Genomic DNA, 14,382 nt, shown 5'->3' with positions numbered 1-14,382 from the left:
TCAGACCCCGTTGAGCGCGATCGCCATCGTCAGGACGTTCTGATCGCGGTCCCGCCGGTAATGGACCTCGTCCATCATCCGCCGGACCAGCAGGATCCCGAGGCCGCCGACCGGTCGATGGGCCAGGTCTGCGGCACAATCGGGTTCCGGAGCGGTGCAGGGATCGAAGGGGACGCCCTGATCCGTGATCTCGACCGAGAACCGGCCGTCGCTCACCGAGGTGCCGACCGTCACCGTCGCCGGCGGGACCTGGTAGGCGTAGGTGCAGATGTTCACCACCACCTCCTCGACGGCCAGCTGCAGGTGCATCAGCCGTGCCGGGTGGAGGCCGGCAGCCGCCGCCGCCTGGGTGACGAAATCGAGGACCGCCGGAACGATCGACGGGTCGCCGACGAAGGTCTTCGCCTCAGAGGCACCCATTCAGGGCGTCCCCCTGCAGGCCTCTTCCACGGTTTTGTAGATGTCAAAGAGCGTGTCGAACCCGGCCACCGAGAGCACCTCCTCCACCAGCCCGGACGGGCCGGCCAGCACCAGGGTCCCCCCCTGCGACTGGTGCCGGCGCTGGGCCAGCAAAAGGCTGCGCAGCCCGGCACTGCTGATATAGACGAGGGCCGAGAGGTCGATGACCTGCCGCCCGCCTCCGGTCCATCGGTCGCCTGCTGCATCAAACTCCGGAGCAGTCAGCGTATCGAGCCGTCCTTCGACCCGGATCACCTTGCATCCGTTCTGGTTCTCTTCAGTTATCTTCATCATAATCATCTCATTGAGCGGCCACAGGCCGGCTGATTGCGCACAGGGTAATATCGTCGCTCTGGGGGAGACCGCCCTGGTAGGTCGCCACCGTCTCAAATACTGTCGACACCACCTCCTCTGCAGTCCGGCCCGTCAGTGCCGAGAGGACCGTGCAGAGCTGCTGCAGGGAGAAAAATTCCCCATCGGCACGCTCGGCCTCGGTGACGCCGTCGGTGTACACCAGCAGGGTGCTCCCCGCCGGCAGCAGCGCTTCCTGGTCGAGATAGACCGTTGTCTCCCGGATCCCGAGGGGCGGAGCCCTTGAACAGGCGAGGGGGGCGACCGTCCCGGTCCGGTCCAGCAGGCACGGCGGGAGATGCCCTGCCGAGGCGTAGGTGATCCGGCCGGTGCTGATCGTCACCACCCCGCAGAAGACGGTGACGAACATCATCGCTTCATTGTTTCTGCAGAGGTGCCGGTTCACCTCGGCGAGCACCTGCGCAGGCGATGCTGCCGGCACGGCCTCAGACCTGATCAGCGAGGCGGTCATCGCCATGAAGAGGGCGGCCGGCACCCCTTTCCCGGAGACGTCCCCGACCGTCACAAAGACCCGATCGTCTCCGACCGGAAAGAAGTCGTAGAAGTCACCGCCGACCTCGAGCGCCGGCAGCAGTCTCCCGGCGACCTGCATCTCGGGCCATGACAGGGAACCTGCCGGAAGGCCGGAACGCTGAATCCGCCTGGCCACCGAGAGCTCACCTTCGAGGCGCCCCTGGGCCGCGAGCACGGCCCGTTCATGCTGCACGTTCTGAAGCATCAGCACGAAGATCGCCATCCCGGCTGCATTGGCGATCATGATCGGGATCACCGAGACCGCGAGGACATGCACCGTCTGGTCGAGCGGGTCGGCGAAGTAGAGGTCGAAACAGGCCCTGACCGCCTCGACCAGCACGGCCAGCAGCACGGCCTCGAGCGGGCTGACGTGCCTGCCACGCCGGCGGAGCCAGACCGCCCCCCAGATCAGCCCGGCCGCCATCGGCCCGAGGGTCCCCCCGAGCGCCATGAACCCTCCCTGCGAATACCGGAACAGTCCGCCGATGATCCCGGCCCCGAGCCCGACCCAGGGGCCGGCCACCAGCCCGGCGAACCCGGGTCCGATATCCCTGACGCTGAGGATCGCGTCATGATAGTGCATGCCGGCCAGGGTGCCGTAGACCGAGAAGACCCCGCCGATCAGCAGGATCATGATGCGGTTCTTCAGGGTGAACCGCTGGTCGATGATCGCAGCGTAGAGCTGGGACCGGGTCAGCAGGTAGGTGATCACGACCAGGACCGACATCCCTTCGACGAGGGTCAGGACGAGGTCAAGCTCCTGCATGGTCATCCCCCGGCAGGGCGCCGGCCACTCCGCTCAGACGATCGGCAGGATGCAGATACTGTGCAGTACGATGCCAGAACAGGAGAACACGACCCTGATCCTTAAGTGCGCCCTGCAGGTATTGAAAGGTGTTGCTTTGACTTTAGTGAAAAACGCACCATCCGTGGATGAGAGCCGCTTCCCCCTGCAGGGGGACCGGATTTTAAGGTCACTCCTCCTCCACCGAGGAGACAGGGATCACCTTCACCTCGCATCCGCGGTCACCCAGGCACCGGGCCCGCACAAACCGGAGGGTGAAGGCCGGGTTGAGTCTCTGGACGGCCGGGATCATGAAAGCAAGGCAGCGGGCCGAACAGAGGGCAGGACTGGCGCAGACCTCCTCGGCACATTCGAGGAGCGAGCACTCCCGAATCAGGATCACGGCCAGGTCCTCGCGGCTGGTCAGGTGTTCGTACCGGATACGGGGGCCGAAGAAGACCGTGACGATCGTCATCAGGGTCTCGGCGACCTCGGCAGCCGTGGACCTCTTCAGGGAGAAGGTCGAGGCCACATCGGTCGCCCTCTCGGCCACGACGAGCCAGACAGACATCTCCATCCGATCGTAGGCATCGCCGACTGCCTGGCGGAAGAGGCGGTCGTAGATCGCCGGCAGAGTGGCGGCGAGTTCGGCGGCGATCTGCCATTTCTGTGCATCAGAGATCTGGTCCTGTTTCATGATTCATCCCCGGAAAGCCAGAACGGTCAGGTGGCCAGCCTGACCAGGTCGTCGATGGTGTCCACGTACTCGACCTGGATGCCGACATTCGACTCGATATACTGCTTGGTGTCGACCTGGTACGGAACCTGCGATACAACCTGGAACCCGTAATAATCCCGTGTTTCATCCCTGTACTGGGTGAGTTTGCTGTTCTCGCGCGAAAGCAGGAGGAGCGTCTTGCCGCTGGCCTTTGCCGCCGTCGCCTTCTCCACGACCCCGCCGATCGCACCGATCTGTCCGTTCTCATCGATGGTGCCCGTCACCGTCACATCCGGGCGGACCGGCCGCTGCTGGAGGACTGATATGAGCAGGAGGGTCATCAGGGCGCCGGCGCTCGGACCGTTCACCGACGGCACCTGGTCGTCGGCCACGATCGAGATGATCGCGTCGCTCTCAGAGAGGTTGACCCCGGTGCGGGCCTCTGCCACAGCGACGGCCGTGTTCGCAGCGTCCTGGAAGACCTCCCCCATCAGCGGCGAGGTCTGGACCAGCACCCGCCCCCGTCCCGGCGTCACCTCGACAGAGATGTTGATCATCGACCCTTCTGTGATGATCTCCCGGGTGATGAACCGGCCGCTCTGGTTCAGGACGGCCCGCTGCATCACGGCAGGGGCCTGCAATGACGCCGTCCCCGAGAAGCGGGCGGCGCCGGCCCCACCGCCGGTCACCAGGGGCGTGGAGGCGGTCTGCAGCTGCGAGCGGTAGAAGGCCAGCTGTGAAGCGGCCTGCTCGGCACTCTGGTTGCTCTGGTCGAGCCGGGCCTGCAGATCGGCGTTCGACGTTTCGAGTGCGGTCAGCCTCTCCTGGACCCGGCCGTCTCCACCCTGCCCTGCGGTGAAGAGCATGGCTGCCAGGGAGATGTTGGCTATCAGGGAGACGACCAGGATCACTGAAAAAAGTCCGGTATGTTTCATTCCGACACCTGCCGTTATCAGTCGAGATCTCCCGGCTGCGACTCACGCATACCCGGATACCTCATAATCGATCTCTGTTGAGTTCGCTGCGCATTCATTCCCATAGAGGAGAAACTCCTCGATCTGCCGTTTTATGATCGCAGGGTAGACGGCCCCGACCAGCTCCTGCACCGGCTTGCCCTTGCAGAAGAACTTGAAGGTCGGCGTCGATCGGATCCCGAACCGCTCCACGACCCGGGGGTTCTGCCCGACCTCGAGGGTCGCGAAGAGGACCCGGCCGGCGAACTCGTCTGCGTACTCCCTGATATACGGGGTGATCGTCCTGCAATGCGGACAGCCGGCACTCTGGAACATGACGAACGCCGGCCCGTCACGCGTCTCGATCATATCAGAAAAGGTCTGATCGTCCACCCTGACCAGCAGGTCCTTCTGCCCGCCGGCGTTCATCGGATCCCCGTCGCCCATTCTGGCACCTTGAATGCTCTGTATGGGTGACCTGGGATTTATGTCTTCACCAGCGGCCGGGAAAAAAAGTTACGATTTGAGGGGATTGTCGAGGCTGTACCCAACGTCCAGTGACGGCCACTCTGCCTGCCTGAAACTGAGGTCAGGACCGCTCGCACTGGTGGTCTCCTGGGTGCCATTGAATACCCGCTTCACCTGGGCGGTCCCATTATTCAGGACGGCCATGGTCAGGGTCCTGGACTCGTTGCTGGTCGGACCCAGGTACGAGAGATTGACCTGCCCCTCGGACCCGGTCTTCTCCCAGTGCCCGGTGCGGTCGACGAACGTATCGTTGGTCGAACCTGCAGTGGAGCGGAACCGCATCAGCGCCGTCCCGTTCTCCTGAAACTGGATCAGGATGTTCGGAGAGTCCCCTGACTGTACCCATGAACCGATGATCGTCGTCGCTGACTGATTACCAGCCTGATTGCCACTGGTCCCCTGACTGGTGCACCCTGCCGAAAGGAAGAGCAGAACCAGCAGCAGTGCACATGCATAGATCGCCTTCATGATCCCAGATCACTCTGTTCCCCACATAATTGGATGTATCCCGGGTCGAAGAGAAGAGCGTGCCGATCTGCCCGCTATCGCCCCGGTTCAACCCCTGTCGATCAGCCGCCGGAGCAGCGGCTTCTTCACCTCGATGGCGCCGGCAGGACAGAGTTCCTGGCAGCAGAAACAGGAGATGCATCCCCCCTGGTCGATCGCAGGATAGGCCCCCCCGGTCATCGTGATCGCCTCGGGCGGGCAGTTGTCGCGGCAGGTCCCGCACCGGGTGCACCGTGCCCGGTCGACCACCGGCCTGGTGCCGAGGACTCTCTGTGCACAGGAGAGGACGAACGGCGGGATCCTCCCGAGGCTCATCGAGGACGGCTTTTTGAAGTCAGGGATGGTGAACGCAGCGGGGTCCGGGCCGGCGATGGTGATCTGATCGAACGAGGAAGGCCCGATCCCCCGCTCTGCCGCCTCCCTGACCGTCGGAAGGCAGAGCGGGTCGAACCCGATCACCGATCCGGCCACGAAGTCGATGGCCGTCGAACTCGTCCCTGCTAGGAGCAGGCCGATCGCCCTCGGGGTGCCGTGCGACGGGCCGTTCCCCTCCATCCCCACCACGGCGTCCATGATCACCAGCGTCGGGGGCACGACCTGGTGGAGGTCGAGGAGGAGATCGGCGAACCGGGCGATATCGTTGCCGGTGCTGAGATGATAGGCCGCCTTCTTCACCCCCGGGATGAACCCGAAGAGCACCTTCACGGCGCCGGTCATCAGCGTCAGCTGGTGGGTCTTCAGTTTCGGGAGGGTGATCACCACGTCGACCTGCTCAAACACGGCGGCCACCGTGAACCGCCGGAACGTCTTCGTCTGGTCTGAGGATCGTTCGATCGTCTGATCGTCGAAGAAGACCGACTCGCAGCCGGTCTCCTCGATCACCTGCGCAATCCCGGTCCGGTTCAGCAGTGACCGGTACGATGCCGGGGTGTTCCGCCCCCCGGGCGAGTCCCCGACCACCGGCACGGCTCCGAGCCGCTGCACCTCCTCGACCACGACCCTGACCAGAGCCGGGTTGGTGGTGACTGCAGCGGAAGGGTCGTTCGAGGAGAGGAGGTTCAGCTTAATCAGCACGCGGTCGCCCGGGCGGACAAAGGCGGCGAGTCCGCCGAGCGGTTCGAGGACCGCCCGAAGGGCGGCCCTGACTTCATCGAGGTCATAGGACCGGCAGGGAGTCAGGGAGACGGTGAAGGGGTTCATAGGAACTCCTGGATCAGGGATGCATCGACACGTCTGAACGGAGCGTGAGCCGGCAGACCCCGTCTCGGTAGAGTCTCACTATCCCCCCACTCTCTGATATAATAATGCCTGCGACCGGGATCAACTTGGTGATCGCCGCCACCGCCCGGTGCCGGCCCCCGAGTCCCCCCGGGAGCGTGACCGAACGCAGGTCCACGTCCATGTACCGCCCTGCCGCGAGCACGGACCCGTCCCGGTCGATCACAAAGATCCCGTCCAGCTGGGCGAACTCCTTCACCGACTCCCAGTTCTCCCGGTTCAGAATAGAGGTGATCTCCCGCGGATGCCCCCAGTAGGGGTTCAGGATCAGCTGGTGCGAGTTGGCCAGGATCAGGTCGCCGTCACCGATGATGAAGGCGGTGCCGACGGCCCTCCCTTCCCGCCCCTCAGCCCCGATCTCCATCGCGAGCGTGAGCGCAGCCTTCATCACCGGCATCGGCACGATCTGACCGAACGACTCCAGGTCGATCATGCCGGCCGCATCCTCGATCGAATATACCAGGATCGCGTGGGGAAAGACCCCGACCAGCGTCCCTTCAGAGAGATCCTTCTCCAGCGAGACCTGGATCGCGGCATCGCGGATATGCTGCTGAACCGACTCCAGGGCCTGGTGCATCGTCAGGTCCTTCCAGATGTCCAGGTAGCCCTCGTCCGCCCAGAAGACCTCGACCGTCGCGGAGTACGGGGTCCGCGGCAGAAAGGCGATCACCCCCACCGCATGGATCGCTTCAGCCAGTTCGATTCCCTTCCGGAGCATCAGCTCCGTCTTCATAGCATGCCCCGGATGAGGCCAGGAATCTCTGATGGCCTCTGGGCAACGGTCACCCCCTGCTCGTGCAGGTGCCGGATCTTGGACCTGGCATCCCCTTCGCCACCCTCGACGATGGCGCCGGCATGCCCCATCCGCTTGTCCGGCGGGGCCGATACCCCGGCGATGTAGGCGACGATCGGCAGGTCGGTGGATGCCGCCCCCTCCTGTTCGAGCGCCCCGCCGACCTCGCCCACCAGGACGACGGCCTTCGTCTCGGGGTCCTCCTCGAACCGTTCGAGCAGGTCGACGAAGGTCTGCCCGATCACCGGGTCGCCTCCGATCCCGACGACGGTGCTCTGGCCGATCCCGGCCCGGGTCAGTTCGTCGACGATCTCGTAGGTGAGCGTCCCGCTCCGGGAGATCACGCCGACATTCCCCCGCGAGAAGAGGTGGGCCGGCATGATCCCGAGCTTCACCTCGCCGGGCGAGAGGAGGCCCGGACAGTTCGGGCCGATGACGGCGCAGTCGTGCAGCCGTGCATAGGCGACCGCCTTCATCGTGTCATGGACCGGGATATGCTCGGTGATCGCGACGACCAGTTCGAGGCCGGCCGAGGCCGCCTCCATGATCGAGTCGCCTGCCGCCTTTCCAGGGACGAAGAGGACGCTGGCCGTGGCATCGTGCTCGGCGAGCGCCTCGCGGACGCTGTTGTACACCGGCACCCCGTGGATCTCCTGGCCGCCCTTGCCGGGCGTGACCCCGGCCACGACCCCCCGGCCGCCGACCGAGCGGGCATACTCGTTCATCAGGTTGATATGGAACGCACCCTGTTTGCCGGTCGCCCCCTGCACGATCACGCCGAGGGACTTATCTCCATAGATCATCGTGTCGCCTCCACGGCGGCAGCGACCGCCTCGTCCATACTCTCATACATCTGGTATCCATGTGCTGCAAGCAACGCCTTCCCCTCTGCCTCGTTGGTCCCGGCCATCCGGACGATCACCCGCTGGGCGACCCCGGCACTGATGATCCCCCGTGCCACCTCGTCGCACCGGGTGATCCCCCCGAGCAGGTTCACGATGATCACCTGCACCTGGGGTGCGCCGGCGAGGAGCCGGACCGCGAACCTGACCCGGTCCTGGTCGGCCCCCCCGCCGACGTCGAGGAAGTTTGCGGCCTTCCCCTGGTAGAACTCGATCAGGTCCAGCGTGGCCATCGTCAGCCCGGCTCCGTTCCCGACCACGCCGATCGAGCCGTCCAGCTCGACGTACGAGAAGCCGTGCTGCTCAGCCTCGCGCTCCCGCGGCGTCAGGTCGCGGTTCTGGGTGATCCCCTGCCGCCAGAGGGCGTTGTCGTCGATGATCAGCTTCGCATCGGCCGCATAGACCCCCCGCGGGGTCGTGACCAGCGGGTTGATCTCTGCGAGCAGGGCGTCCTTGTTGTTGAAGACATGCCAGAGAGTGTTGATGACCGTGCCCAGTTCCTTGGGGGCGGACCCGAGCAGGTCGCGGATCGCGAACGCCGGCAGGTCGGTCATCAGCCGCGGCACCCGGACCTTCCGGATCGCGTCTGAGGAGGCCGCCGCCGTCGCCTCGATCTCGACCCCGCCGGCATCGGCGAAGAGGAGGATCGGCTGCTTCGTCGACCGGTCGATGGCGATCGAGAGGAAGTACTCGTGGGTGATCGGGAGCTGCTCCTCGACCAGCACCTGGTCCACCGGCACCCCCTTGATCGTCCGTGCGAAGAGGTCGACCGCCGTCGCAGCCGCATCGGCTGCAGAACAGAGCAGCACTCCGCCGGCCTTCCCCCGGCCGCCGACATCCACCTGCGCCTTCAGCACCACCTGATCGGCAGGCATCGCGACACTGGCGATCTCTTCAGGAGAACTGATCACAACCCCGCGTGGAACCGGGATCCCTGCTGCACCAAATACTCTCTTTGCTTCATACTCACGCAGTTTCATGCCTGTTCCTCTGATGTATCCCCTGTTCCATAGTCAAATCCCAGCCTCAGTGCACGGAGATTCAACTCCTCGGTCCCTTTCGGAACGCTGTCCAGCACCGCCTTTTCGATCGCGTCCCTGCTGACGACGCCGGTGGCGGCCACCAGGGCGCCGAGCATCACGATGTTGGCGAAGATCGTCTTCCCGAGGACCGTTCGTGCGGCCTCGGTCGCCGGCACCTCGATGTACCGGCAGGCCGGCCGGCTGTGGACGAGCCCCGAGTCCAGCAGCATCGTCGCCCCCTCGGGGGCGGCAGCACCGTACTTCTCGAACCCTTCCTGCGACATGATCACATAGAGGTCCGGGTTCGCGACCTTGGGGTACAGGATCTGCTGGTCGTCGATGACGACCGCACTCATCGAGGCCCCGCCCCGCGCCTCCGGGCCGTAGACCTGCGTCTGGACGGCGAAGGTGTGGTCGTACATCACCGCGGCCCGTCCGACGATCACCGCCGAGAGGATGATCCCCTGGCCCCCGAAGCCCGAGAACCTCACTTCGTAGCGCATCAGTGCACCCCGGTGACGGTCCGCTGCCGATGGACGATCTCGCCGACCACGAAACTGTCCGGCGGGATCGGAACCTCTTCGGCCACCATGCGGTCGTACTTCTGCTTCAGCAGGGCCTGGGACTTCATCTGGTCGATCATCGCTGACACATCTCTCAGTTTGTTCTTCCGGCCGAAGTTGGTCGGACACTGGGCACGCACCTCGATGAACGAGAAGCCCGGCGTCTCGAGCCCGACTTTGATGGCCCGGGTCAGCTCCTTGACATGGTAGGTGGTCCAGCGGGCGACATAGTTCGCCCCGGCGGCCACGGCCAGTTCAGTCAGGTCGAAGGCCGGCTCGCAGGCGCCGTACGGCGTCGTCGAGGTGAGCGCCCCGCAGGGCGTGGTCGGCGAGCCCTGCCCGCCGGTCATCCCGTAGATCTGGTTGTTCATGCAGACCACCGTCATGTCGACGTTCCGCCGGCAGGCATGGATGAAGTGGTTTCCGCCGATGGCGGCCAGGTCGCCGTCACCGGTGAAGACGATCACATGCAGCCGTGGTGCGGCCAGTTTCACCCCGGTGGCGAACGCGAGCGCCCGGCCGTGGGTGGTGTGGAGGGAGTCGGTCTGGATGTATCCCGGCGCCCGGGACGAGCAGCCGATCCCTGATACGAAGACCGTATCCTCCTTCTTCCAGCCCATCTCCTCGACGGCCCCGAGGGTGCAGTTGATGATCGTGCCGTTGCCGCAGCCGGCACAGTAGATGTGCGGGAGCCGGTCCTGCCGGTACCAGTCCATAAAGGTCATAGTGCCTCCTTCGCTGCCTGATAGGCCGCTTCCAGTTCAGCGGGCGTATGCAGTTCCCCGCCGATCTTGCCGATCGTCCTGACCGGCTGGCAGACATGCCGCTCGACCTCGCGGGCGATCTGGCCGAGGTTCAGCTCGGGAACCAGGAAGATCCTGGCCCTCGGGAACTCGGCGAAGGCCTGGTCCGGGAACGGCCAGACCATCTTCAGCCGGAGGACGCCGATCGTCTCCTCCGGATGGTCGTGGACCACCTGCTGCACGGCCCGTGCCGGGGAGCCGTAACAGACGAAGACCACCTCGGCATCGGGGTTGATCACCTCGTACTCGGCGATCCGGTGACGCTGCGACTCCACCTTCTGACAGAGCCGGGTGACCAGCGCCGCATGGGTGGCGGGATCGGTCGTCTTCGGATATCCCCGCTCGTCATGGGTGAGGCCGGTCACGTGGGCCCCGTGCCCTTCCCCGAACGTGGGGAAGCCGGGGACCATATTCTCGCCGGCATGGAAGGGGAGGGCGTCCGCCGCAAGCTGGACCCTGGTCACGGTCGTGACCGCATCAGGGATCTCGATCCGTTCCCGCATATGCCCGATCACCTCGTCGGCCATCAGGAAGACCGGAACCCGGAACTCCTCAGAGAGGTTGAAGGCCAGGACCGTCAGGTCGTACATCTCCTGCACGCTCGCCGGGGAGAGGGCGATGATGCTGTAGTCCCCATGCGAGCCGAACCTGACCTGCATCATGTCCCCCTGCCCGGTCATCGTCGGCTGGCCGGTGGACGGGCCGCCGCGCTGGATGTTCACGACCACGCACGGGGTCTCGGTCATCACGGCGTAGCCGATGTTCTCCATCATCAGCGAAAAGCCCGGGCCGCTGGTCGCGGTCATCGCCTTCGCCCCGGTCCAGGAGGCCCCGATGATCGAGGCCATCGAGCCGAGCTCGTCCTCCATCTGGATAAAGACACCCCCCATCTTCGGGAGTTTCCGGGCCATATGTTCAGCGACCTCGGTGGAGGGCGTGATCGGGTACCCGCCGAAGAAGCGGCACCCTGCTGCCAGCGCCCCCTCTGCACAGGCGATGTTTCCCTGCATAAAATCAATCTTCGTCAAAACTCGACCTCCACCTTATGCGGTTCGCTCGGCTTCTCGTCGACCCAGGAGATTGCCTGGTCAGGACAGGTCATCTGGCACATGCCGCAGAGGGTCCGCCCGTACATCTTCTGCAGCCGGCAGTTGGTGCACCGTTCCGGCCGATCGAGATCTGGCACCAGAATCCCCCGCCGGTTGGCCTTCTTCCCAGAGGTAAAGATCCGGTATGGACAGACCATCGTACAGAGATTGCATCCCTTGCAGCGGTTTTGATCGATCACCAGTTTCATGGATCAGGTTCCCTGCTCATTATTGCATCGCGTATATGAAAAAATGTTCAGATACTTCCATCGCTCTTTCTGCCATGGAAACCCTCGATCAGGGCGGCCGCCCTGCCGGCAGCCCCGGTTGCCACCGCTGCGAAGAGGTCGCCGCCGGCCGCGTCGATCCCGACCACCAGCGGGAGGTGATCGAGTTCGATCGCCCAGATCGCCTCGGCCATCCCGAGGTCTGGGTAGAAGACTCCTTTGAGGTGCATCCGGGTGGCGGCCAGGGCGGCACAGCCCCCGGTGAACGCGAGGTACACGCCCCGTCCCCGGAGCTGTTCGACCACCTGCGGCCCCATGCCCCCCTTGCCGATCAGGGCCCTGACCCCCCTGTCGAGGAGAAAACCGGAGAGATCGTTCATCCGTGCCGATGTGGTCGGCCCTGCGGCGATCACCCGATCCTGGCTGATCACCGGCCCGCAGTGGTAGACCGCGGCCCCGACCGGGTCGAAGGGGATCCCCTCCTCCATCATCCGGAGGTGCGCCTCGTCGCGGGCCGTATAGACCATCCCCGTGAGGGTGACCCGGTCGCCGGCGACGAGGGAGAGGACCTCGTCCCCGAGCGGTGTCGTGAGGTCGACCATCAGTCCGCCTCCACCACGACGGTCGCCCGCCGGTTCGCCCAGCACTGGACGTTCACCGCCACCGGCAGCGAGGCCGTGTGGCAGGCCCCCTTCTTCACCTTCACCGCGAGGACGGAGGTATCGCCGCCGAGCCCCATCGGTCCGATCCCGAGCGTGTTCAGGCTATCGCAGAGGTGCTGCTCGAACGGGTCCATCCGGTCGATCGGCTGCAGCAGCGCCTCCTTCGCAAGGGCGGCGGCCCCGTCGAAGGTCCCACCGATCCCGATCCCGATCACCAGCGGCGGGCAGGGGCGGCTCCCGGCTGCCAGCACCGTCTTCACGACGAACTCCTCGATCTTATCCTTCTGCGAGGGGAGGAGCATCGCGATCTGCGAGGTGTTCTCGGCGCCGGCCCCTTTCGGGAGGACGGTGATCGAGAGAGAATCCCCGGGCCGGACATGGATCGCCGGCATCCCCTCCCCGGTGTTGTCCCCTGAGTTCGCCCTGGTGAGCGGGTCGACGACGTTGGGCCGAAGGGGTACCTCGGCGGTGGCCCGCCTGACTCCTGCCCGGATTGCGTCGTAGAGCTCTTCGGTCAGCGGGACGGTCGGGGGGATCGTCAGGTAGATCACCGGCACCCCGGTGTCCTGGCAGAGCGGGACCAGGTGCTCCTCTGCACAGGCGAGGTCGGCCAGGATGTTGGCCAGTTCCCCCTGCGCCACAGGGTTGGACTCCCGGGCATGGGCCTCTTCGAGTACCCGCCTCACATCGGCCGGCAGGTGGATCACGGCCTCTCTGCAGGCTGTCACGGTGGCCTCGGTGACCGCGGCATACAGGGAGAGAGAGGCGGCTTCTGTTCGCTGCATCTGCTACTGAAATGGGAGGCGATCGTTAATAAGGCACCGGGAAACGATGCCGACATGTACTTATCAGGGATCGTCAGAGTAGTACAAAAGGAGAATATCATGCCACGGGAAATGAACAGTAGGGACTGGGAGATCTTGAAAGTGCTGGCACCTGAGTACGAATCACCGACCTGTGCCGGCTCGGGCCATGCCTTCCAGTCGATCCTCCCCCCGGTCTCGAACCATTTTGCAGCCGATGAACGGGACTTTGAGGAACGGCTCAGGCGGCTGAGCACCGAGGACCTGCAGTACCTGGTCGATCATATCCTCGACGGCTCCGAGAGCCTCGGGTGCGTCCAGGAGGAGGACGTCGAGACCCTGATCACCCTGGTGGGAGAACGGATCTCCCACGAGGCCGCTCAGAGCGTCTTCTCCTATTACTCTTCTTCGGGGGTCTGCGAACAGTAGCCCGTCGTCCGGTCGCTGCAGAGGGAGTCGCAGTGCACGCACTCCCCGTCGCAGGGCTCGACATGGATCGAGACATTCGACCTGGGCAGGGCGTTCCGGAGGTCCTTCTCCACGTGATCGGCCAGGTCATGCCCCTCCTCGACGGTCAGGTTCTTTGAGACGCAGAGGTGGAGGTCGATGAACCGGTCAGGGCCCGACCTCCGGGTCCGCAGGGCATGGAAATCGGCGTACTGGGTGCAATGGCTGGAGATGATCGCCCGGATCTGCTCCTCCTCCTCGTCGGAGAGCCGGTGGTCGACGAGGTCGGAGAGCGACCGTATGGTCAGGTCGTAGGCGGCTTTCAGGATGAAGCAGGCCACCACGATCGCGACCACCGAGTCGAGGATCAGGATCCCGGTCAGTTTGATCAGGATCAGCCCGGCGAAGACACCGAGCGAGGTGTAGACGTCGGTCCGCAGGTGCCAGGCGTCGCTGGCCAGGGCGATGGAATCGGTCCTCTTCGCCACCTTCATCAGACGGTTCGAGACGTAATAGTTGACAAGCCCGGAGATGAGCATCACCAGCACGCCGGCGCCGAGCCCCTCGACCAGCAGCGTCTCCCCGCCGCCCATCAGCTTCAGAACGGCCTCGCGGATGATCATCGCGGCGGCGACGAAGATCAGGATCGCCTCGATGAACCCGGAGAGGTCCTCGATCTTGCCGTGGCCGAACTGGTGGAGGCTGTCCGGGGGTTCGCTCGATTTTCTGACCGCAAAGAAGGCGATCACCGCGGCTACCAGGTCGATCCCGGAGTGGATCGCTTCGGAGATGATACTGACCGAACCGATCGCAGTGCCAACGACGATCTTCATCAGCACCAGAAAGGTGTTCGAGATGACCGAGAGCCATGCAATCCTCTGTTTTTCATGGTCAGCGGAGATCCTATCCATGTCAGGGGACTGGACCTCTGTAACGATCGCCATAACTATACAAGAAGGG

The 14,382-nt window shown here is 64.6% G+C and carries 19 protein-coding genes; 1 reads left to right on the top strand and 18 read right to left on the bottom strand.

Annotated elements, in window-relative coordinates:
* From ACFKSJ_RS12970 to ACFKSJ_RS12890, 17 genes are all read right to left on the bottom strand, one after another.
* Positions 1–420, bottom strand: coding sequence for an ATP-binding protein (locus tag ACFKSJ_RS12970; RefSeq protein WP_440950208.1), 420 nt, complete (start codon positions 418–420; stop codon positions 1–3).
* Positions 421–750 (bottom strand): STAS domain-containing protein, encoded by a 330-nt coding sequence (locus tag ACFKSJ_RS12965; RefSeq protein WP_440950207.1) that lies wholly within the window; start codon positions 748–750, stop codon positions 421–423.
* Between the two features lie 10 nt (positions 751–760).
* Complete coding sequence (locus ACFKSJ_RS12960; protein WP_440950206.1) at positions 761–2,110, bottom strand: PP2C family protein-serine/threonine phosphatase; 1,350 nt, start codon at positions 2,108–2,110, stop codon at positions 761–763.
* Between the two features lie 208 nt (positions 2,111–2,318).
* A complete protein-coding gene (locus ACFKSJ_RS12955; protein ID WP_440950205.1) occupies positions 2,319–2,825 on the bottom strand; it encodes a hypothetical protein in 507 nt (168 codons plus the stop codon).
* Positions 2,826–2,851: 26 nt separating this feature from the next.
* Positions 2,852–3,781 (bottom strand): S16 family serine protease, encoded by a 930-nt coding sequence (locus ACFKSJ_RS12950; RefSeq protein ID WP_440950204.1) that lies wholly within the window; start codon positions 3,779–3,781, stop codon positions 2,852–2,854.
* Positions 3,782–3,823: 42 nt separating this feature from the next.
* Entirely contained in the window at positions 3,824–4,246 is a 423-nt protein-coding gene (locus ACFKSJ_RS12945) for a thioredoxin family protein (RefSeq protein ID WP_440950203.1), read from the bottom strand.
* 69 nt (positions 4,247–4,315) lie between these two features.
* Positions 4,316–4,795 (bottom strand): hypothetical protein, encoded by a 480-nt coding sequence (locus tag ACFKSJ_RS12940; RefSeq protein WP_440950202.1) that lies wholly within the window; start codon positions 4,793–4,795, stop codon positions 4,316–4,318.
* A gap of 87 nt (positions 4,796–4,882) precedes the next feature.
* Entirely contained in the window at positions 4,883–6,034 is a 1,152-nt protein-coding gene (locus tag ACFKSJ_RS12935; RefSeq protein WP_440950201.1) for a DUF362 domain-containing protein, read from the bottom strand.
* Positions 6,035–6,047: 13 nt separating this feature from the next.
* The gene (locus ACFKSJ_RS12930; RefSeq protein WP_440950200.1) at positions 6,048–6,845 is read right to left on the bottom strand and encodes a DNA integrity scanning protein DisA nucleotide-binding domain protein; all 798 of its coding nucleotides are present in this window, start codon (positions 6,843–6,845) and stop codon (positions 6,048–6,050) included.
* Positions 6,842–7,708, bottom strand: coding sequence for a succinate--CoA ligase subunit alpha (gene sucD / locus ACFKSJ_RS12925; RefSeq protein WP_440950199.1), 867 nt, complete (start codon positions 7,706–7,708; stop codon positions 6,842–6,844). Before sucD ends, ACFKSJ_RS12930 begins: the two co-directional genes overlap by 4 nt.
* A complete protein-coding gene (locus tag ACFKSJ_RS12920) occupies positions 7,705–8,787 on the bottom strand; it encodes a succinate--CoA ligase subunit beta (RefSeq protein ID WP_440950198.1) in 1,083 nt (360 codons plus the stop codon). The genes sucD and ACFKSJ_RS12920 overlap by 4 nt, the downstream gene beginning before the upstream one ends.
* The gene (locus tag ACFKSJ_RS12915; protein ID WP_440950197.1) at positions 8,784–9,332 is read right to left on the bottom strand and encodes a 2-oxoacid:acceptor oxidoreductase family protein; all 549 of its coding nucleotides are present in this window, start codon (positions 9,330–9,332) and stop codon (positions 8,784–8,786) included. Before ACFKSJ_RS12915 ends, ACFKSJ_RS12920 begins: the two co-directional genes overlap by 4 nt.
* Complete coding sequence (locus tag ACFKSJ_RS12910) at positions 9,332–10,117, bottom strand: thiamine pyrophosphate-dependent enzyme (protein ID WP_440950196.1); 786 nt, start codon at positions 10,115–10,117, stop codon at positions 9,332–9,334. The genes ACFKSJ_RS12915 and ACFKSJ_RS12910 overlap by 1 nt, the downstream gene beginning before the upstream one ends.
* Positions 10,114–11,223 (bottom strand): 2-oxoacid:acceptor oxidoreductase subunit alpha, encoded by a 1,110-nt coding sequence (locus tag ACFKSJ_RS12905; RefSeq protein ID WP_440950195.1) that lies wholly within the window; start codon positions 11,221–11,223, stop codon positions 10,114–10,116. Before ACFKSJ_RS12905 ends, ACFKSJ_RS12910 begins: the two co-directional genes overlap by 4 nt.
* Positions 11,220–11,492: a 4Fe-4S dicluster domain-containing protein gene (locus ACFKSJ_RS12900; RefSeq protein ID WP_440950194.1), complete on the bottom strand. Its 273-nt coding sequence runs from the start codon at positions 11,490–11,492 to the stop codon at positions 11,220–11,222. The genes ACFKSJ_RS12905 and ACFKSJ_RS12900 overlap by 4 nt, the downstream gene beginning before the upstream one ends.
* A gap of 47 nt (positions 11,493–11,539) precedes the next feature.
* A complete protein-coding gene (locus tag ACFKSJ_RS12895; RefSeq protein WP_440950193.1) occupies positions 11,540–12,112 on the bottom strand; it encodes a FumA C-terminus/TtdB family hydratase beta subunit in 573 nt (190 codons plus the stop codon).
* Positions 12,112–12,957: a fumarate hydratase gene (locus ACFKSJ_RS12890; protein WP_440950192.1), complete on the bottom strand. Its 846-nt coding sequence runs from the start codon at positions 12,955–12,957 to the stop codon at positions 12,112–12,114. Before ACFKSJ_RS12890 ends, ACFKSJ_RS12895 begins: the two co-directional genes overlap by 1 nt.
* A gap of 99 nt (positions 12,958–13,056) precedes the next feature.
* On the opposite strand from ACFKSJ_RS12890, the gene ACFKSJ_RS12885 reads away from it, so the two are divergent.
* Positions 13,057–13,404 carry a hypothetical protein gene (locus ACFKSJ_RS12885; protein WP_440950191.1) on the top strand — a complete coding sequence of 116 codons (348 nt, stop codon included), beginning with the start codon at positions 13,057–13,059 and terminating at the stop codon, positions 13,402–13,404.
* Here the strand turns inward: ACFKSJ_RS12885 and ACFKSJ_RS12880 are convergent.
* Complete coding sequence (locus tag ACFKSJ_RS12880) at positions 13,374–14,366, bottom strand: cation diffusion facilitator family transporter (RefSeq protein WP_440950190.1); 993 nt, start codon at positions 14,364–14,366, stop codon at positions 13,374–13,376. The genes ACFKSJ_RS12885 and ACFKSJ_RS12880 overlap by 31 nt on opposite strands.
* Positions 14,367–14,382 lie beyond the last annotated feature (16 nt).

This window comes from Methanosphaerula subterraneus (assembly GCF_052055875.1).
GTDB lineage: Archaea > Halobacteriota > Methanomicrobia > Methanomicrobiales > Methanospirillaceae > Methanosphaerula > Methanosphaerula subterraneus.
The sequence above is the reverse complement of the archived record's forward strand: the minus strand, read 5'-3'. Positions and strand labels throughout refer to the sequence as shown.